15 protein-coding genes are annotated in these 19,019 nt (G+C 58.4%); 9 read left to right on the forward strand and 6 right to left on the reverse strand.

Features of this window, described 5'->3' with window-relative positions:
* Positions 1 to 47: 47 nt before the first annotated feature.
* A complete protein-coding gene (seqA, locus tag ABTW55_RS05835) occupies positions 48 to 590 on the reverse strand; it encodes a replication initiation negative regulator SeqA (RefSeq protein ID WP_033637454.1) in 543 nt (180 codons plus the stop codon).
* A gap of 224 nt (positions 591 to 814) precedes the next feature.
* On the opposite strand from seqA, the gene ybfF reads away from it, so the two are divergent.
* The 4 genes from ybfF to fur all read left to right on the forward strand — a co-directional run bounded on the left by ybfF (position 815) and on the right by fur (position 3,712).
* Positions 815 to 1,588 carry an esterase gene (gene ybfF, locus ABTW55_RS05840; protein WP_079656284.1) on the forward strand — a complete coding sequence of 258 codons (774 nt, stop codon included), beginning with the start codon at positions 815 to 817 and terminating at the stop codon, positions 1,586 to 1,588.
* Positions 1,589 to 1,844: 256 nt separating this feature from the next.
* Positions 1,845 to 2,132 (forward strand): LexA regulated protein, encoded by a 288-nt coding sequence (ybfE, locus tag ABTW55_RS05845; RefSeq protein WP_004939936.1) that lies wholly within the window; start codon positions 1,845 to 1,847, stop codon positions 2,130 to 2,132.
* 264 nt (positions 2,133 to 2,396) lie between these two features.
* Positions 2,397 to 2,936 carry a flavodoxin FldA gene (gene fldA, locus ABTW55_RS05850; protein WP_025301862.1) on the forward strand — a complete coding sequence of 180 codons (540 nt, stop codon included), beginning with the start codon at positions 2,397 to 2,399 and terminating at the stop codon, positions 2,934 to 2,936.
* Positions 2,937 to 3,265: 329 nt separating this feature from the next.
* Positions 3,266 to 3,712, forward strand: a complete 447-nt coding sequence (gene fur, locus ABTW55_RS05855; protein ID WP_019454058.1) for a ferric iron uptake transcriptional regulator — start codon at positions 3,266 to 3,268, stop codon at positions 3,710 to 3,712.
* Positions 3,713 to 3,958: 246 nt separating this feature from the next.
* On the opposite strand, the gene ABTW55_RS05860 is transcribed toward fur, so the two are convergent.
* From ABTW55_RS05860 to nagE, 5 genes are all read right to left on the reverse strand, one after another.
* Positions 3,959 to 6,616 (reverse strand): beta-N-acetylhexosaminidase, encoded by a 2,658-nt coding sequence (locus ABTW55_RS05860; RefSeq protein ID WP_060420299.1) that lies wholly within the window; start codon positions 6,614 to 6,616, stop codon positions 3,959 to 3,961.
* Positions 6,617 to 6,629: 13 nt separating this feature from the next.
* Positions 6,630 to 6,956 carry a ChiQ/YbfN family lipoprotein gene (chiQ, locus tag ABTW55_RS05865; RefSeq protein WP_004939944.1) on the reverse strand — a complete coding sequence of 109 codons (327 nt, stop codon included), beginning with the start codon at positions 6,954 to 6,956 and terminating at the stop codon, positions 6,630 to 6,632.
* 46 nt (positions 6,957 to 7,002) lie between these two features.
* Positions 7,003 to 8,406, reverse strand: coding sequence for an OprD family outer membrane porin (locus tag ABTW55_RS05870; RefSeq protein ID WP_033655304.1), 1,404 nt, complete (start codon positions 8,404 to 8,406; stop codon positions 7,003 to 7,005).
* A gap of 579 nt (positions 8,407 to 8,985) precedes the next feature.
* Positions 8,986 to 10,650 (reverse strand): glutamine--tRNA ligase, encoded by a 1,665-nt coding sequence (gene glnS / locus ABTW55_RS05875; protein ID WP_060420301.1) that lies wholly within the window; start codon positions 10,648 to 10,650, stop codon positions 8,986 to 8,988.
* Positions 10,651 to 10,890: 240 nt separating this feature from the next.
* Positions 10,891 to 12,927, reverse strand: a complete 2,037-nt coding sequence (nagE, locus tag ABTW55_RS05880) for an N-acetylglucosamine-specific PTS transporter subunit IIBC (protein ID WP_033647186.1) — start codon at positions 12,925 to 12,927, stop codon at positions 10,891 to 10,893.
* 334 nt (positions 12,928 to 13,261) lie between these two features.
* Here nagE and nagB point away from each other — a divergent pair, with 334 nt between their 5' ends.
* From nagB to ABTW55_RS05905, 5 genes are all read left to right on the forward strand, one after another.
* Positions 13,262 to 14,062 carry a glucosamine-6-phosphate deaminase gene (gene nagB, locus ABTW55_RS05885; RefSeq protein ID WP_004939952.1) on the forward strand — a complete coding sequence of 267 codons (801 nt, stop codon included), beginning with the start codon at positions 13,262 to 13,264 and terminating at the stop codon, positions 14,060 to 14,062.
* Between the two features lie 18 nt (positions 14,063 to 14,080).
* The gene (nagA, locus tag ABTW55_RS05890) at positions 14,081 to 15,220 is read left to right on the forward strand and encodes an N-acetylglucosamine-6-phosphate deacetylase (protein WP_033647188.1); all 1,140 of its coding nucleotides are present in this window, start codon (positions 14,081 to 14,083) and stop codon (positions 15,218 to 15,220) included.
* A gap of 27 nt (positions 15,221 to 15,247) precedes the next feature.
* Positions 15,248 to 16,468 carry an N-acetylglucosamine repressor gene (locus tag ABTW55_RS05895; RefSeq protein ID WP_033637448.1) on the forward strand — a complete coding sequence of 407 codons (1,221 nt, stop codon included), beginning with the start codon at positions 15,248 to 15,250 and terminating at the stop codon, positions 16,466 to 16,468.
* Positions 16,469 to 16,535: 67 nt separating this feature from the next.
* Entirely contained in the window at positions 16,536 to 17,288 is a 753-nt protein-coding gene (locus tag ABTW55_RS05900) for an HAD-IIA family hydrolase (RefSeq protein ID WP_004939957.1), read from the forward strand.
* Between the two features lie 188 nt (positions 17,289 to 17,476).
* Complete coding sequence (locus ABTW55_RS05905; RefSeq protein WP_033655299.1) at positions 17,477 to 18,925, forward strand: carbohydrate-binding protein; 1,449 nt, start codon at positions 17,477 to 17,479, stop codon at positions 18,923 to 18,925.
* The last annotated feature ends 94 nt before the right edge of the window (positions 18,926 to 19,019 follow it).

A 19,019-nucleotide genomic window follows, 5' to 3' on the forward strand; every position in this document is an offset into this window, starting at 1 on the left:
CCGGGCAATACGTCGCGCACGGCCAGCATGACGGGCTGTTCGCTAAATTAGACGGTACCGCAAACTTTCTCGATCAGTTCCGCCGGGAACTGCATGGCCTGCATGATGTGTTCGATCATGCTGCGTTTGCGGCCGGTATTGGTATTGGTGATCACCCAGTAAGGGGTGCCCGGTACATGCTTCGGCTTGGTATGCGTGCCGTTGGCCAGCAGGGTCTGCTGATCGCCGGCGAAATAGGTGCGGGTACGGCCGGTCAACGCCTCGGTGGCGGCGGCGAAACCGGCGGCATCGAGGGTGTACAGCGTGGACAGCACCAGCATGAAACGGTTGACCGCTTTGTTCTGCTCGGCGTATTCATCCGATAACAGCAGCTCACGCATGGCGCGCACGCGATCGCGCGGACGCTGCGCCGGCGCCGCTTTTTCCAGCTCGACGGACTGCGGGGCACTGGCGGCAGGCAACGCGCGCACCGGCTGCCCGGCGGTGAATTTCAACATGCGGCGTAAAATATCGGACGCGCTTTCACCGATGTGTTGCGTGTGGCTGGCAATATAACGGTAAAGCTCTTCGTCGACTTCAATAGTTTTCATCTTTATCCAATACTGTTTTTTCTACTTAGAACCTGAAGCCAGATCCTGCATTCAAGCCATGGGATTATAAGGTTAAAAGCGCTGGGGCGAACACAACAATGTGCCTCCGGACGGCAAATGCAGACTAATACCTATAGCCGGCACTGCCAAGCCCGCGCCGCGAAAATTCCGCATGATTCATCGTGCGATTCAATCATGATACCCTAATCTGAATCTCTCTCAGTATGAACTTCGCCATGAAATTACATTATCAACTGCTGGCCGCCGAGTCAGACGCGCTGCCGGTGCTGCTGATCCACGGGCTGTTCGGCAATCTGGACAACCTGGGCGTGCTGGCGCGCGATCTGCATAAACAGCACACGGTGATCAAGGTCGATCTGCGCAATCACGGCCTCTCCCCGCGCGCCGACGACATGAACTATCCCGCCATGGCACAGGATCTGCTGGCGCTGCTCGACGAACTGCAGCTGGAGAAAGCGATCGTCATCGGCCATTCGATGGGCGGCAAAGCGGCGATGGCGCTGACCGCCATCGCGCCCGAGCGTGTCGCCAAGCTGATCGTTATCGACGTCGCGCCGGTGGATTACCAGACCCGCCGTCACGACGAGATCTTCGCCGCGCTGAAGGCCGTCAGCGCCGCCGGCATCACCCAGCGCCAGGCGGCCGCCGAGCTGATGCGCGACTACCTGCAGGAAGAAGGCGTGATCCAGTTCCTGCTGAAGTCCTTCCACAACGGCGAATGGCGCTTCAACCTGCCGGTGCTGATCGCACGCTACGAAGACATCACCGGCTGGCAGGAAGTCCCGGCCTGGCCGCACCCGACCCTGTTCATTCGCGGCGGCCTGTCGCCGTACGTGCAGGACAGTTACCGTGCGGACATCGCCCGCCAGTTCCCGCAGGCCCGCGCGCACGTCGTCGCCGGCACCGGCCATTGGGTCCACGCCGAAAAACCGGAAGCGGTGCTGCGCGCCATCCACCGTTTCCTCGACGAAGCCTGAAAAACACGCTTTCCTGGCGAAAAAACGCGCTAAAGATAACGGCTTAGCGCGTTTAGCCCGCAGTTAGGCATTGTCGCCGCTCCATCTGCTGGGGTAATATGGCGCGCTATAATTTTGCCGCCGCGCCAGCGCGTTCACGAACGCCGGTTCGGGGGTGAATTTGGGTTAGGGTTTATTGGCCCGAAGTGTGTTAACCGATGCCTCCGGAAGCGTGTGAGCGCTTTTTGATGCAAACTCCCTTGCAGTACCGCTACCTATGGCAAAAGAACAAACGGATCGCACGACGCTGGATCTGTTCGCAGATGAACGCCGTCCGGGGCGCCCGAAAACCAACCCGCTCTCCCGCGATGAACAGCTTAGAATCAATAAGCGCAATCAGTTACGGCGCGATAAAGTGCGTGGATTGCGGCGCGTAGAGCTGAAAATCAACGCGGATGCGGTGGACGCCCTGAACAAACTGGCGGAACAGCGCAACATCAGCCGCAGCGAACTCATCGAGCAGATGCTGTTGGCGCAACTGGCGGAAGAACAGCCGGAACATTGATCTCTTCGGCCGCACGCGCGGCGCGGCGTTAAGGACAACGCCGGATCGACCACGCTTTTCTTCATTCTCCGGCATCGCATAAATGCGATAAAACCCCGGCGCCACTTTCTGGCATGATACGCATTTACCGGCTAGAGACTGCGCCTGTCGGCGCCCGCCCCGGAGGCGAAAGGCTCTTGCCATGGCATCATTTTAATCGGCGTCAGCGGCGGCAGTGCCGGCGTCGAGTAATGCAATTACTTGAATTTAAAGGTTATACGCGATATGGCTACTGTAGGCATTTTCTTTGGCAGCGACACTGGCAATACCGAAAACATTGCCAAAATGATCCAGAAAATTCTCCAGAAACAGTTTGGCGACGACGTCTCTGAAGTGCATGACATCGCTAAAAGCAGCAAAGAAGACCTGGAAGGGTTCGATATCCTGCTGCTGGGTATCCCGACCTGGTACTACGGTGAAGCACAGTGTGACTGGGATGATTTCTTCCCGACGCTGGAAGAAGTCGACTTCAACGGCAAACTGGTGGCGCTGTTCGGCTGCGGCGACCAGGAAGACTACGCAGAATATTTCTGTGACGCGATGGGCACCATCCGCGACATCATCGAACCGCGCGGCGCGGCCATCGTGGGCCACTGGCCGACCAAGGGCTACCACTTCGAGGCCTCCAAAGGCCTGGCGGACGACGATCACTTCATCGGTTTGGCGATCGACGAAGACCGCCAGCCGGAGCTGACCAACGAGCGCGTGGACGCCTGGGTCAAACAGATCGTCGAAGAGCTGAGCCTGGCCGATATCGTCGGCTAAGCCCCGGCGCTGGCGAAAGGTTGAACAAAGGCCCTGTAAAGTGCATAGTGTGCCCACAGGGCCGTCATCGGCAGCAGGGATTGCTGCGATAGAAGCTACAGATTTGTAACTTCCCACCCCGTCACGGTAGACTGAGATATCGGTTTATCCCATCCATCAAGGCGTTGCATGCAAAACATGCAATAGTGCAATTATATCTTTGTTAACAACCGGCGGTTTCTATTTAGTACAACCGGTTCTATAATGAGACGCATTAACTCTTTGTGCCGACCGATGCCACAGGCGAGTACGCCTCAACTTGATTAGCATAGTAACAGGACTGAATTCGCATGACCGACAACAACATCGCATTGAAGAAGGCCGGCTTAAAAGTCACGCTTCCGCGACTCAAAATCCTGGAAGTACTGCAAAATCCGGAATGCCATCACGTCAGTGCGGAAGATTTGTACAAAAAACTGATTGATATGGGCGAAGAGATCGGGCTGGCAACGGTTTATCGCGTACTGAACCAGTTTGACGATGCGGGCATTGTGACACGTCACAATTTCGAAGGCGGCAAGTCCGTGTTCGAGCTGACCCAACAGCATCACCACGATCACCTGATTTGTCTGGACTGCGGCAAAGTGATCGAATTCAGCGACGAATCCATCGAAGTGCGCCAGCGTGATATCGCCAAGCAGCACGGCATCAAGCTCACCAACCACAGCCTGTACCTGTACGGCCACTGTGAAACCGGTGACTGTCGTGAAGACGAAACGCTGCACGACAAGAAATAAGCCTGACCGGCTATGAAAAACCGCCTCACACCGAGGCGGTTTTTTTATGCCCGCCGTGCAACGGGCAAAAAAATCCCCGGACAAGCCGGGGAAAATCATGTCATGAAATATCACAATTGCAGCGGCACTGCGACTCCACGTACTACTCTCACTTCAACGTCCGCCCCACGCCGACACGCGCGAAGGCAGACGCATTCCCCCTTCGTTTACGGCCTGCCGCCGGGGCAGCAGGCCGTTGCACCGGGCTTAAACCTTCTCGGCGCGGCTGTAGCGTTTACCGTCCGGGCTGACCGAACGCACCTGAACGTCACCGGAAACCGCCGGTTTGGCCTTGGCGTCATAGCGCTGCCACTGCTTGCCGCCGTCGGTGGAATACTCGATGCCCAATCCCGGCAGCGCGATATTCGCCTCCAGCTTGCCGCCCGCTACGCGCGCGCCCGGCACCGGCAGACGGTAAGCGACGCCGCCTTTGTCCAGCTTGGCCAGTTCACGCTGGCCCAGAATATTGGCGAAGCGCAGCCAGTCTTTCTCCAGCGCCTTGGTATCGACAAAGTGGGTTTCCCCGCCTTTGTATTCGCGGCCGGCGCGATAGTCCTGCTCCCAACCGGCGCGGTGCCAGGCGCGTTCCGCCACCGACAGCGCGCGTGGGAAGATCATGTATTCCATCTGCGGATCGGTGCGCTGGGTTTCGCTCCACAGCTGAGCGGACAGCCCGTAGGCACCCGGCCACGGCTTGTCGCTCTTGGCGCTGAAGGGGTTGCCGTCGCGGTCGACCGAGGTTTCCGCGTTCTGCGGCATGTTGTCCGGCGCAAAGCTGAACACCTTGCGCTCGTCGCTGAAGCGGGTGCCCCAGTAGTAACCGCGCTCGTCCGGGTTCACCTCGTAAGGGAAGTCCATATAGACATAGTCCGGGTTGGAAACCACCACTTCATACCCTTTGTTGGCCCAGTCGTTGACGCTATCGAAACCGCCCCAGTACAGGGTATCCCAGAAGTTGACGCCCACGCGCGAGGTGGCGAACGCCTTCGCGCTCTCGGCGTCTTTCAGGCCGTCCTGCCAGGCCTGCATTCTGTCGATGCCGTGCGCCTTCACCAGCTTGCTGACCTCTTGGCCGAAGTAGCTCGGCAGGTGCTCCATGTCGGCCACCTTGCCTTCTTTGATCATCGTCTGGCACACCTGCGACTTGGCCCACGGCTTGTCTTCGTTGCTCTGATCGATGATGCCTTTGCCCGGCTCCGGTTTCGCCTTGTCGGTATAGCCGGCGCCCAGGCGAATGTTTTTCGCTTCGTCGCCGCCGAAGTGCCAGGTCTTGATCGGCTGGCCGGCTTCTTTATGCATCTGGGCGATTTCGCCGATCACCTTGTCGACAAAGCGCTGGGAAGAGTCCAGGCACGGGTTCAGGTAGCTCTGGCGGTTAAAGAACTGCACGGAGGTGGTGTTGGAGGTATCGGTCGGATCCACCAGGCGGAATTCGTTGGCCTCCTGCTCTTTCCCGGCGGCATGCAGCTTTTTATAGCGCGCTTCCATCGAGACCACCGCGGCGCGGGCGTGCGCCGGCATGTCGATCTCCGGGATCACTTCAATCTGGCGCGCCTGGGCATATTTGATGATGTCGATATAGTCCTGACGGCTGAAGAAGCCGCCGTAGACGTCCGGCCCCTGGCCGTACTGCGGCAGCAGGCAGGTGGTTTCGCTCAGATCGTGGCAGCGCTGGCCGCCGACTTCCGTCAGCTCAGGCAAACCGGGGATCTCGATGCGCCAGCCTTCGTCATCGCTCAGGTGGAAGTGGAATTTGTTGAGCTTGTAGGCCGCCATCTGATCCAGCAGGCGCAGCACCGCGTCCTTCTTATGGAAGTTGCGCGCCACGTCGAGGAAAATGCCGCGATACTCGAAGCGCGGCGCATCGCTGGCGTCCAGCGTGGCGATCTTGCCGCTGCCGTCGCTCGGCACTAACGACAGGATCGACTGCAGCCCGTAGAACACCCCGGCCTGATCGAAACCGATCACTCGCGCCTCTTTCTTGCCGATTTTCAACTCATAGGCGCCTGACACCGCCATCGCGCCTTTAAACTTACCCGGCTGAATGTCGGTCTTGATAGGATAGCCGTTGGCCTGAACCGGCACGCCCAGCAGCGCAAAGCGCTGGTTGACGGCGTCCGCCGCCGGCTTGACCAGCGTGCTCAGATCCGGTGCCACGCCGTTACGCAGATCGGCATCCTGCGCGTGCACTTTCACCTGCATCGGCGTCGGCACGATCTGGCCACGCAGCGCGCCGGCAGGCAGCGTCTGCAGATCGGCATTGCTGACAAAGCGCGAAGCCGGCGTCATCAGAATGTTTTTGTCGTCCTTGGTGCGCTTCCACTGGTCGCCGGTGAACGGCGCCACGAACTGATCCAGATTTTCGGTATCGGTATTCGCCAGCATTTTCGGCTTGGCGTCGCCGGACGTGGCATACCAGCGCGGCAGGAAGTCGTTTCTGAACAGCTGCCAGTATTCGGCCACCACTGGAATTTCCACCGCCTTACCGGCCGGGAAACCGCTGAATTTGGCGGTCGGCTCCAGCTTGTACAGATCGCCGGTGAGGTGAGCGATCTTGAACTGGTCGTTGTCCACCCGCAGGGTCTGGCGCGGGCTGTGGAAATAGATGATCCAGTCTTTGCCGTCGATCGCCTGGCCGTCGTTGCTGAGGGTGAACAACACCCGGTTGCAAGAGGCCCAGTCGGCGCCCAGCGCCGCGCAATCCACGCCGTTTTCGCCGGCGCGGTTATCCAGCATTTTTACGTTCAGCTTCAGCTGACTCAGTTGATCCACCAGCTGTTGATCGGCCATGGCGTTTCCCATGCCGCCCAGGAATCCCATCGTTGCTGTCAAAGCGGCTAATGCGCTCAGTTTGAATGCGTTCATGTTCTTGTCCTTCTTAATTATTGTTATCGCGAATTTCTTGCCACAGCTTGCCGCACTTGGCGTCGTAAGCCTGACCGTTGCCGCTGTGAACCGCCATAATGCAGTTCTGATAATCCATCACCCGTACCGTTTCCTGCGCGGCGAACTGCTGGTGCTGCTTCTCTTGTTTCAGCACGTTCAGCACCGCCTTGCAGGGCTGCAGACGCTCCGGTGAACCTTCGGCGGTGTTGATGCAGGCGCTGTAAGCCTGCTTCAATTTGGCGTCTTCCGGCGGCGCGGCGGGTTGCGCGCAGGCGCTCAAGGCCGCGGCGGCCGCCAACATCAGCATGATTTTTTTCATCGTTGAATTCCCTTAACTGCCCCCGGCGGCGAGGCCGGGGAACGCATCAGAAGATGGTGAATGGCGCGATGACCATGAACTTGACGTCTTTCTCGTCCTGGAAGATGTTGCCGTAACCGCCGCCCCAGCTCGGGATGTTGGTGTGGTTGTCATACTGGGTGTAGTGCAGCTTGATCAGCGTGCCCTTGGCGCGCCCTTCCTGGATGGTGTACATCGCGTCCAGGCTCCAGGCGCTCTCTTTCAGGCGCTGGCTTTGATCGTAGATCGGGTTGGTGCTCGGCTTGGCGTCCCAGGCGTAAACGTAGGAGCCGCCGACCGCCATGCCCGGCAGGTTCCAGTTGCTGAGGTCATACATCACGCCGGCGTACACCGCTTTCTCGCCGTTGGCGTTAAAGTCGGAGCGGTTGTCCCACCACACGTCCAGGCGGCCGTTGGATGAGGCGTAGGTTGGGGTCATGCGCTGCAGGAAGAAGCCCTGGTTACCTTCCGCCTTGACCATGGTGCCTTCCAGACGCCAGTTGAACTGCCCGGTGGTGTAACCGAAGGTCAGCGCCTGCAGCCAGGCCAGGCCGTCGTAGATGCTGTTTGGATCGTTCTTGTCGCTGATACGGTCTTCCGCACCGTAGAACTGGTAACTGGTGGTCAGCGGGTTGCCCAGCAGATCGAATTTGTAAGACGCTTTAGTGAAGTATTGATTCACGTATCCCTGCGCCTGGCCGAAGGCGGCTTCCAGCACCAGATCGTTTTTGAAATCGTATTTGGCGCCCAGCGAGTGCAGGTAGGAGACGCGGGTTTTCCTGTCGTTCTGGCGGAAGTCGTCCACCTCGATATGCCACGGCGCCTTGTATTTGTCAGCCCACATGTAGGAGAAGCTCAACGCGCCGGCATCGCCGTAGTCGAACTTGGCGCCGGCTTCGGCCCCCTGATAGGTGCCCGGCATAAAGCTCCAGTGCGGCGCCAGCAGGGTTTGGCCGCTCGGCTGAATATAGCCGGCGCGCGCCCAGACCGGGCCGTATTTGAATTTGGCGGCGGCTTTGTACAGGCTGATGCCGCCCTTGTCACCGGAATAGTCTTCGTCGTAGGTCCGGTTTTTCGAGGAAAACGCGATCTCGTTCGGGTGGCCGCTGGCGCTGGATTCCGCCAGCTCGATGGCGGTGAAGGCACCGACGTCCAGACCGAACATATCCCAGGCGTAGCCCGAAGCGAAATCCAGGCTCAGGTTGGCGGTGGAGTGCGACAGGTTGGTGGTGTATTGGTTGTAATCCTTGCTGTCCGGATTGAGATCTTTACGGTCGCGCTCACGTTGCCAGTAATAGATGCCGCCGGTCAGCGTGGAATCATCGATAAACCCTGCGGCTTTCGCCTCAGGCGCCATGGCAAACCCTGTTCCCAACAGCGCGCCCGCGACTGCGAGCGCCAGCGTTTTACGCTGAGCACCGTGCGTACCCATATTGAAATTCCTCTTTGACTTAACTTAAAAGTTGCAGCCGCCTGTGTTCACCACTGCCCTGCACGACTGCCAATAAAAAACCCGAACGGGTAAAAAATATTGCCGACGAGATGTTATTCCCACAGCACTAATTGCTACAGACAGACTATTTTTCGCGACGCGAATTATCAAATGAAAAATGCGGGAGATTTGTCAAAGTATGACAAGGAGCACATATCAGTGAGATTTTGTTACGCCGGTGATCATGGAAGGTGTCGAATAAAAAATTCAATTAAATCAGAATAAATTGAGATACCAGGTCAACCAGAGACGATTAATGGTTTCAGCCTGACTAAATCCGTCAGTCAGGCGATAAAAATTGAAAGCGCTCTCTAAATGAAATTAATTCGCATCACGAATATATAAGCAAATATTAAGACTAACAAGGCCAATATCAGAAAGCTTATGGGTTAATGCGCCGTGATTAATTAAACGCGCTCCGGTTAAAATCAGAGAGGAATAGATCGCAGGTGAAACCACAGGCAAAAAAAAAGCGCGGCCTAAGCCGCGCTGATTCATTAATTTTCGAGGCGAATAAGATTAGCCCTCGATTTTCGCCCAGGTGTCGCGCAGGCCGACGGTGCGGTTAAACACCAGATGCTCGGCCGACGAATAACGACTGTCGGCGCAGAAGTAACCTTCACGCTCGAACTGATAGGCTTTCTCCGGCTGTGCGGCCGCCAGGCTCGGCTCGACGAAGCCGTGCTTGATCACCAGCGATTCCGGGTTGATGGTGGAGAGAAAATCTTCCGCCGCGCCCGGGTTAGGCACGCTGAACAGGCGATCGTACAGGCGAATTTCCGCCGGCAGCGCGTGCGCCGCGGACACCCAATGGATCACGCCCTTCACCTTGCGGCCGTCGGCAGGATCTTTGCTCAACGTTTCCGCATCGTAGCTGCAGAAGATGGTGACGATCTCGCCCGCTTCGTCCTTCTCGACGCGCTCGGCCTTGATCACGTACGCATTGCGCAGACGCACTTCCTTGCCCAGAACCAAGCGCTTGTACTGCTTGTTGGCTTCTTCGCGGAAGTCGGCGCGATCGATATAGATCTCGCGGCTGAACGGCACATCGCGGCTGCCCATTTCCGGCTTGTTCGGATGGTTAGGCATGGTGACCATTTCCACCGCATCGCCCATGTTCTCGATGACGATTTTCACCGGATCCAGCACCGCCATGGCGCGCGGGGCGTTCTCGTTCAGATCGTCACGGATGCAGGATTCCAGCGCCACCATCTCGACGTTGTTGTCTTGCTTGGTCACGCCGATGCGCAGGCAGAACTCGCGAATCGAGGCGGCGGTATAACCGCGGCGGCGCAGACCGGAGACGGTTGGCATCCGCGGGTCGTCCCAGCCTTCGACGATCTTCTCGGTCACCAGCTGGTTCAGCTTGCGCTTCGACATGATGGCGTATTCGAGGTTGAGGCGCGAAAACTCGTACTGACGCGGGTGGCAAGGAATGGTGATGTTATCCAACACCCAGTCATACAGACGGCGGTTATCCTGGAATTCCAGGGTACACAGCGAATGGGTGATCCCTTCCAGCGCATCGGAAATGCAGTGGGTGAAATCGTACATCGGGTAGATGCACCATTTATTGCCGGTCTGGTGGTGTTCGGCGAACTTGATGCGGTACAGCACCGGATCGCGCATCACGATAAACGGCGAAGCCATATCGATCTTGGCGCGCAGGCAGGCGGCGCCTTCGGTGAACTCGCCGTTGCGCATCTTCTCGAACAGCGCCAGGTTCTCTTCCACGCTGCGATCGCGGTACGGGCTGTCTTTGCCCGGCGCGGTCAGGGTGCCGCGATATTCACGGATCTGCTCCGGCGACAGCTCATCGACGTAGGCCAGCCCCTTGGTGATCAGCTCGACCGCATACTGGTGCAGCTGATCGAAATAGTCTGAGGAGTAACGAACGTTGCCGCTCCACTCAAAGCCCAGCCACTCCACGTCGTGCTTGATTGACTCCACGAACTCGATGTCTTCTTTCACCGGGTTGGTGTCATCGAAACGCAGGTTGCACTGGCCCTGATAGTCCTTGGCGATGCCGAAGTTCAGGCAGATGGACTTGGCGTGGCCGATATGCAGATAGCCGTTAGGCTCCGGCGGGAAGCGGGTATGTACCGACGTGTGTTTCCCCGACGCCAGATCTTCATCGACGATCTGACGGATAAAATTGGTTGGGCGGGCTTCAGCCTCACTCATTTCACTGTTCCTCAATGCAAAGCGCTACACATAACCGCCTATGATCCAACAAGCCACGTCTGGAAACAACCGTTTGTTGCACGAAAAATGCGGCGCGTTGCCCCCTCGGCGCGCAGCGCACCGCCGTGGGGCGAAACGGGATAAAAAAAGCGGGAAGAGATCGCTCTCTTCCCGCCAAATCGGGGCAAACTCCGCCATGATGCGTGGCCGGCCCCCGGTACTACTCAGGTAAAAACGGCCTTACTTTTGGATCTCGTACAGCTTGGTCTGACCGGCGACCACCGAGCCGCTGGCCAGCGCCGCCAGGCCGGCGTAGTCGTCAGCGTTGCTGACCACCACCGGGCTTATCATCGAACGCGCGTTGGCGTTCAGATAATCCAGATCCAGTTCCAGAATCGGTTGACCGGCTTTCACTTCCGCGCCCTCTTCCACCAGGCGTTTGAAGCCCTGGCCTTCCAGCGCGACGGTGTCGATCCCCATGTGCACCACGATCTCGGCGCCCTTGTCGGTTTCCAGGCAGAACGCGTGGTTGGTATTGAAGATTTTCACCACGGTGCCGTCCGCCGGCGCCACGACGATGTTGTCGGTCGGGCGAATCGCCAGCCCGTCGCCTACCGCCTTGCTGGCGAAAGCTTCGTCCGGCACCTGATCGAGCGCCACGACTTCGCCGGTCACCGGCGCCACCAGCGTTTCAAACGCGGCTTTCGGCGCGTTCGGTACCGCCTGCGGTTTGGCTTCCGCGGCAGGGGCCGCCGCCGGTGCCGCCGCAGCCGCTACCGGGCCGGCTGCAATCACGTTGCGCATTGCGCTGGCGATAAGTTCAGCACGGGTGCCGACGATCACTTGCACGCTCTGCTTATTCAGGCGGATAACGCCGGATGCGCCGAGGCGTTTCGCCAAGGCGTCGTTCACCAGCGCGGAGTCTTTCACGTTCAGACGCAGGCGGGTGATGCAGGCATCGATGCCGGTCAGGTTGTCGGAACCGCCGATCGCGCCGACGTAGCGACGGGCCAGCGTGGTGGTTTCGTTTTCGTCTTTACCGGCGTTGCTGTCGACGTTGACGTCATAACCGTCGGTTTCGTCACCGGCAACCGCCAGTTCGCGGCCCGGGGTCATCAGGTTGAATTTCTTGATGGTGAAGCGGAACACCACGTAGTAGATGACGAAGAACACCAGGCCCTGCGGGATCAGCATGTACCAGTGGGTCGCCAGCGGGTTGCGGGACGACAGCACCATATCCACCAGCCCGGCGCTGAAGCCGAAACCGGCGATCCAGTGCATGCTGGCGGCGATGAACACCGAGATACCGGTCAGCACGGCGTGGATCACGTACAGCACCGGTGCCACGAACATGAAGGAGAACTCCAGCGGTTCGGTGATGCCGGTAAAGAAGGCGGCGAACGCGGCCGCCAGCATGATGCCTGCCACTTTGGCTTTGTTTTCAGGACGCGCGCAGTGATAGATGGCCAGCGCTGCACCCGGCAGACCGAACATCATGATCGGGAAGAAGCCCGCCTGATAACGGCCGGTGATGCCAACAACCGCTTTACCGGCTTCGATTGACTGCTGGCCGCCGAGGAAGTTAGGAATATCGTTGATGCCGGCCACGTCGAACCAGAATACCGAGTTCAGCGCGTGGTGCAGGCCGACCGGGATCAGCAAACGGTTGAAGAAGGCGTAAATGCCGGCGCCGACCGAACCCATTTTCTGAATGTGTTCACCGAAGTTCACCAGACCGTTGAAGATCACCGGCCAGATGTACATCAGAATGAAAGCGACCAGGATCATCAGGAAGGAAATGAGGATCGGCACCAGGCGGCGGCCGCTGAAGAACGACAGCGCCTTAGGCAGCTCGACGCCGCTGAAGCGGTTGTACACTTCGGCGGAGATGATACCCACCAGAATACCGACGAACTGGTTCTGGATCTTGCCGAACGCGGCAGGCACCTGATCGAGCGGGATCTTCTGAATCATCGACACGGCGGCCGGTGAACAGAGGGTGGTCAGCACCAGGAAGCCGACGAAGCCGGTCAACGCGGCGGCGCCGTCCTTGTCTTTGGACATGCCGTAGGCCACGCCGATAGCGAACAACACCGACATGTTGTCGATGATAGCGGAGCCGGATTTAATGAAGAAAGCGGCGAGCGCGTTGTCGCCGCCCCAACCAACAGGGTCAATCCAGTACCCAACGCCCATCAAGATGGCGGCGGCGGGCAGCGTGGCGACCGGCACCATCAGCGCCCGTCCCACCTTTTGCAAATAACTAAGAATGTTCACCTTTTCCCCCTATGTTGTCCGCGGACGGACCCTATTAGTAGTTTATTTGGAGCTCTCACTACCTTTTTAGAAACAACGCATGGCACGTATCACTCATGCCGAGTGTAAAAAATTTATTTTGTATCGCAAATTAAAACCTCCCTTTTTGTGATAAATATCACCAAAAAGTAGTCTTTCCCTCCCGGATTGCTGGCCATCACACAAAACTTATTTTATCATTCAAAAAATCAACCGGACGGACGATTCACGCGAGAATCATAAAGCTGGGTTACGCTTAGGACTCCCGCAGGCCCGTACAGTATAGCTTTAGTTTACTTATCCCAAGAGGTGTTAGATGAGACTTATCCCACTGAAAGATACCGCACAAGTCGGCAAATGGGCCGCGCGTCATATCGTTCAACGCATCAACGCATTCAAGCCAACCGCAGAGCGCCCGTTTGTCCTCGGCCTGCCTACCGGCGGCACGCCGCTGGAAGCCTACAAACATCTGATTGCGATGCACAAAGCAGGTGAAGTAAGCTTTAAGCATGTTGTGACTTTCAACATGGACGAGTACGTTGGCCTGCCGCAGGAACACCCGGAAAGCTACCACACCTTCATGTACCGCAACTTCTTTGATCACGTTGATATCCCTCGTGAAAATATCAACCTGCTGAACGGCAACGCCGCGGATGTCGATGCCGAGTGCCGCCAGTACGAAGAGAAGATCAAGTCTTACGGCAAAATTAACCTGTTCATGGGCGGCGTGGGCATCGACGGCCATATCGCGTTCAACGAACCGGCTTCGTCCCTGGCTTCGCGCACCCGCATCAAAACGCTGACCGAAGACACCCGCATCGCCAACTCGCGCTTCTTCGGCGGCGACGTCAGCCTGGTGCCGAAATATGCGCTGACCGTCGGCGTGGGTACGCTGCTGGATGCCGAAGAAGTAATGATCCTGGTGACCGGCCACGCCAAGGCGCAGGCGCTGGAGGCCGCGGTGGAAGGCAACATCAACCACATGTGGACCATCAGCTGCCTGCAGCTACACGCCAAAGCGGTGGTGGTGTGCGACGAGCCGGCCACCATGGAACTGAAAGTCAAAACCGTCAAATATTTCCGCGAGTTAGAAGCGGAAAGCGTGAAAAGTCTTTAATCTTTGCAGGGGGCTACGATGTTCGCTTTAACCCACGGCCGAATCTATACCGGCCACGACGTACTTGATGACCATGCAGTCATTATCGCTGATGGGCTGATCGAGAGAGTCTGCCCGGCGGCTGAATTGCCCGCCGGCATCGAAACGCGCGACCTGGGTGGCGCCATCCTGGCCCCCGGGCTTATCGACGTGCAGCTGAACGGCTGCGGCGGCGTACAGTTCAACGATTCGCTGGAAGCGATTTCGGAAGAAACGCTGGAGATCATGCAGCGCGCCAACGAGAAATCCGGCTGCACCAGCTATCTGCCGACGCTGATCACCAGCAGCGACGAATTCATGAAGCATAGCGTCGAGGTGATGCGCGCCTATCTGAAAAAGCACCAAAACCAGGCGCTGGGCCTGCACCTGGAAGGGCCGTACCTCAGCCCGGTGAAAAAAGGCACCCATAACCCGGCGTTCATTCGCAAGCCAACGCAGGACATGATCGATTACCTGTGCGCCAACGCCGACGTGATCACCAAGGTGACGCTGGCGCCGGAGATGGTTGAGCCGCACGTTATCAAGCAGCTGACCGAGGCCGGCATCGTGGTCTCCGCCGGCCACTCGAACGCCACCTACGATCAGGCGCGCACCGGCTTCGCCGCCGGCATCAGCTTCGCCACCCACCTGTACAACGCCATGCCGTATATCACCGGCCGCGAACCGGGGCTGATGGGAGCGATCTTCGACACGCCGGAGGTCTATACCGGCATCATCGCCGACGGCCATCACGTGGCCTGGGCGAGTATCCGTAACGCCAAACGCCTGAAAGGTGATAAATTGGTATTGGTCACCGACGCGACCGCACCGGCAGGTGCAGATATTGACCAATTTATTTTCGCCGGTAAAACAATATACTATCGGGATGGGCTGTGCGTGGATGAGAACGGCACCCTGAGCGGTTCCGCGCTGACCATGATCGAAGCGGTGCAAAACAGCGTCGAACATATCGGCATCGCGCTGGACGAAGCGCTGCGCATGGCGACGCTGTACCCGGCGCGCGCCATCGGCGTCGAGCACCGTCTGGGCACCATCGAAGCCGGCAAGGTGGCTAACCTGACCGCCTTCACCCGTGATTTTAAAATCACCAAAACGCTCGTTAACGGTAACGAGGTTTAATTCAATGAACAGCGAGTAACATTATTGATGAGCACCGGCGGACAAGCACAAATAGGGAACGTTGACTTAGTCAAACAACTTAACGGCGCGGCAGTTTACCGCCTGATCGACCAGCAGGGCCCGATCTCGCGCATTCAAATTGCCGAACTCAGCCAGCTTGCCCCCGCCAGCGTCACCAAAATTACTCGCCAGCTGCTGGAGCGCGGGCTGATCAAAGAAGTCGATCAGCAAGCCTCCACCGGCGGCCGCCGCGCGATCTCCATCGTGTCGGAAACCCGTCATTTCCATACCGTCGCGGTGCGTCTCGGCCGCCACGACGCCACCATCACCCTGTATGACATGAGCGGCAAATCGCTCGGCGAAGAACACTATCCGCTGCCGGAACGCACCCAGGAAACGCTGGAGAATGCGCTGTTCGCCGCCATCGCCCAATTCATCGAAGCGAATCAGCGCCGCCTGCGCGAGCTGATCGCCATCGCGGTGATCCTGCCCGGCCTGGTGGATCCGGCGCTGGGCGTGGTGCGCTACATGCCGCACATCAGCGTCAGCAACTGGGCGCTGGTGGACAACCTGCAGCAGCGCTTCAACGTCACCAGCTTCGTCGGCCACGACATCCGCAGCCTGGCGCTGGCGGAGCACTACTTCGGTGCCACCCGCGACTGCGAAGACTCGATTCTGGTGCGCCTGCACCGCGGCACCGGCGCCGGCATCATCGTCAACGGGCAGATTTTTCTCGGCAACAACGGCAACGTCGGCGAGATCGGCCATATCCAGATCGATCCGCTCGGCGAACGCTGCCACTGCGGCAACTTCGGCTGCCTGGAAACGGTGGCCGCCAACGCGGCGATCGAACAGCGCGTGCGCCAGCTGCTGAGCCAGGGCTACCCGAGCAAACTGACGCTGGAAGACTGCGGCATCAACGCCATCTGCAAGGCCGCCAACCGCGGCGATCTGCTGGCCAGCGAAGTGATCGAACACGTCGGCCGCTATCTGGGCAAGGCGGTGGCCATCGCCATCAACCTGTTCAATCCGCAGAAGGTGGTGATCGCCGGTGAGATCACCGAAGCGGACAAAGTGCTGCTGCCGGCGATCCAGAGCTGCATCAATACCCAGGTGCTGAAGGACTTCCGCAAGAATCTGCCGGTGGTGACCTCCGAACTCAATCATCGCTCGGCGATCGGCGCTTTCGCCCTGGCCAAACGCGCGATGCTCAACGGCGTGCTCTTGCAGCGATTGCTGGAAAGCTGATCCGCCGCTTCTGGCAGGTGTGTTATCGTCACCCCTTGCCTGCCGTAATCATGAGAAACAGCGACAAATGAAAATCAAAAACGTTATATGCGATATCGACGGCGTGCTGCTGCATGACAATACGCCGGTGCCCGGCGCCGATCTGTTCCTGGCGCGCATCCAGGAACAAGGCATGCCGCTGGTGGTGCTGACCAACTACCCGTCACAGACCGCGCAGGATCTGGCGAACCGCTTCGCCGCCGCCGGGCTGGAAGTGCCGGAGAGCGCGTTCTATACCTCGGCGATGGCCACCGCCGATTTCCTGCGCCGCCAGGAAGGCAAAAAAGCCTACGTGGTCGGCGAAGGCGCGCTGATCCATGAGCTGTACAAAGCCGGTTTCACCATCACCGACATCAACCCGGATTTCGTGATCGTCGGGGAAACCCGCTCTTACAACTGGGACATGATGCACAAGGCCGCCTACTTCGTCAGTAACGGCGCGCGCTTTATCGCCACCAACCCGGATAGCCACGGCCACGGCTTCTCGCCGGCCTGCGGCGCGCTGTGCGCCCCCATCGAGAAGATCACCGGCCGCAAGCCGTTTTACGTCGGCAAGCCCAGCCCGTGGATCATTCGCGCCGCATTGAACAAAATGCAGGCGCACTCGGAAGAGACGGTGATCGTCGGCGACAACCTGCGCACCGACATTCTGGCGGGCTTCCAGGCCGGCCTGGAAACCGTGCTGGTGCTGTCCGGCGTCTCCACGCTGAGCGACATCGAAACCATGCCTTTCCGCCCGAGCTACGTCTACCCTTCCGTTGCCGATATCACTATTTTCTGACGCATTTATGGCGGCTGCCCGGCCGCCATTATTTCCCTCTTCCTGACCGCAGTTTGAATTTAATTCGTTCATGGCCGCAAAAGGTTTCAGCCTGCCCGCGCTAAAAACCCTCATTATAACCTTACGCCCCGCCAATAGCTGATATTGCCGGCAGGCGAAAATCCCTTACCCTAATTAATGAGGCTACCATGAGCACAAATAACATTATTAATGCCGCCGATGACGCAGCCATTATGCCGACTATCGCCAATAAAAAAATCCTGATGGGTTTCTGGCACAACTGGGCCGCCGGCGCCAGTGACGGTTATCAACAAGGCCAGTTCGCCAATATGAACCTGACCGACATTCCCGCCGAATATAACGTGGTGGCCGTCGCCTTTATGAAAGGCCAGGGAATCCCGACCTTCAAGCCTTACAACCTGTCCGACGCCGAGTTCCGCCGCCAGGTGGGCGTGCTGAACAGCCAGGGCCGCGCGGTGCTGATCTCCCTCGGCGGCGCAGACGCGCACATCGAACTGAAAACCGGCGACGAAGACCGGCTGAAAGACGAGATTATTCGCCTGGTGGAAGTCTACGGCTTCGACGGCCTGGATATCGATCTGGAACAGGCGGCGATCGGCGCCGCCAATAATAAAACCGTCTTGCCTGCGGCGCTGAAAAAAGTAAAAGACCATTACGCCGCGCAGGGGAAAAACTTTATTATCAGCATGGCCCCGGAATTCCCTTATCTGCAGGCTAACGGCAGCTATGGCGATTATATTAATGCGTTAGATGGCTATTATGACTTTATCGCGCCGCAATATTATAACCAGGGTGGCGACGGCATCTGGGTTCCCGAGGCCAATAACGGTGCCGGTGCCTGGATTGCCCAAAACAACGACGCCATGAAAGAAGACTTCCTCTATTACCTGACGGAAAGTCTGGTCACCGGCACCCGCGGATTTATCCGAATTCCAGCCAGTAAATTCGTTATCGGCCTGCCGAGCAACAACGATGCCGCCGCCACCGGCTACGTGATCGACAAACAGGCGGTGTATAACGCCTTCTCGCGTCTCGACGCCAAAAACCTGTCGATCAAGGGCCTGATGACCTGGTCAATCAACTGGGACAACGGCAAAAGCAAAGCCGGCGTGGCCTACAGCTGGGAGTTCAAAACCCGCTACGCGCCGCTGATTCAGGGCGGAGTCACCCCGCCGCCGGGAAAGCCTAATGCGCCGACGGCGCTGACGGTCTCCGAGTTGGGCGCCACCTCGCTGAAGCTGAGCTGGGCCGCCGCCACCGGTGCCTTACCGATCGCCAGTTACACCGTTTACCGCAACGGCAACCCGATCGGCCAGACTGCCGGCCTGTCGTTGGCCGACAACGGCCTGGCTCCGGCCACCCAGTACAGCTACTTCGTTACCGCAACCGACAGCCAGGGCAATACCTCGCTGCCGAGCAGCGCGCTGGCGGTCAAAACCGCCAACGACGGCACGCCGCCCGATCCGAGCGCGCCCGAGTGGCAGAACAACCACAGCTACCAAGCCGGCGACGTGGTGAGTTATAAAGGCAAGAAATACACCTGTATTCAGGCGCACACCTCCAACGCCGCCTGGACGCCGGACGCCGCCTTCACCCTGTGGCAGCTCATCGCCTAATCGCTAATCGATTGCCGGTCAAACCGGCCGGCAATCCCGTCATTACGCTAAAAATTGCATAATCGCTAATTTTCCCCGCCGATAACTGAAAATC

The sequence above is a fragment of the Serratia sp. SM04 genome (assembly GCF_040280225.1).
Lineage (GTDB): Bacteria > Pseudomonadota > Gammaproteobacteria > Enterobacterales > Enterobacteriaceae > Serratia > Serratia sarumanii.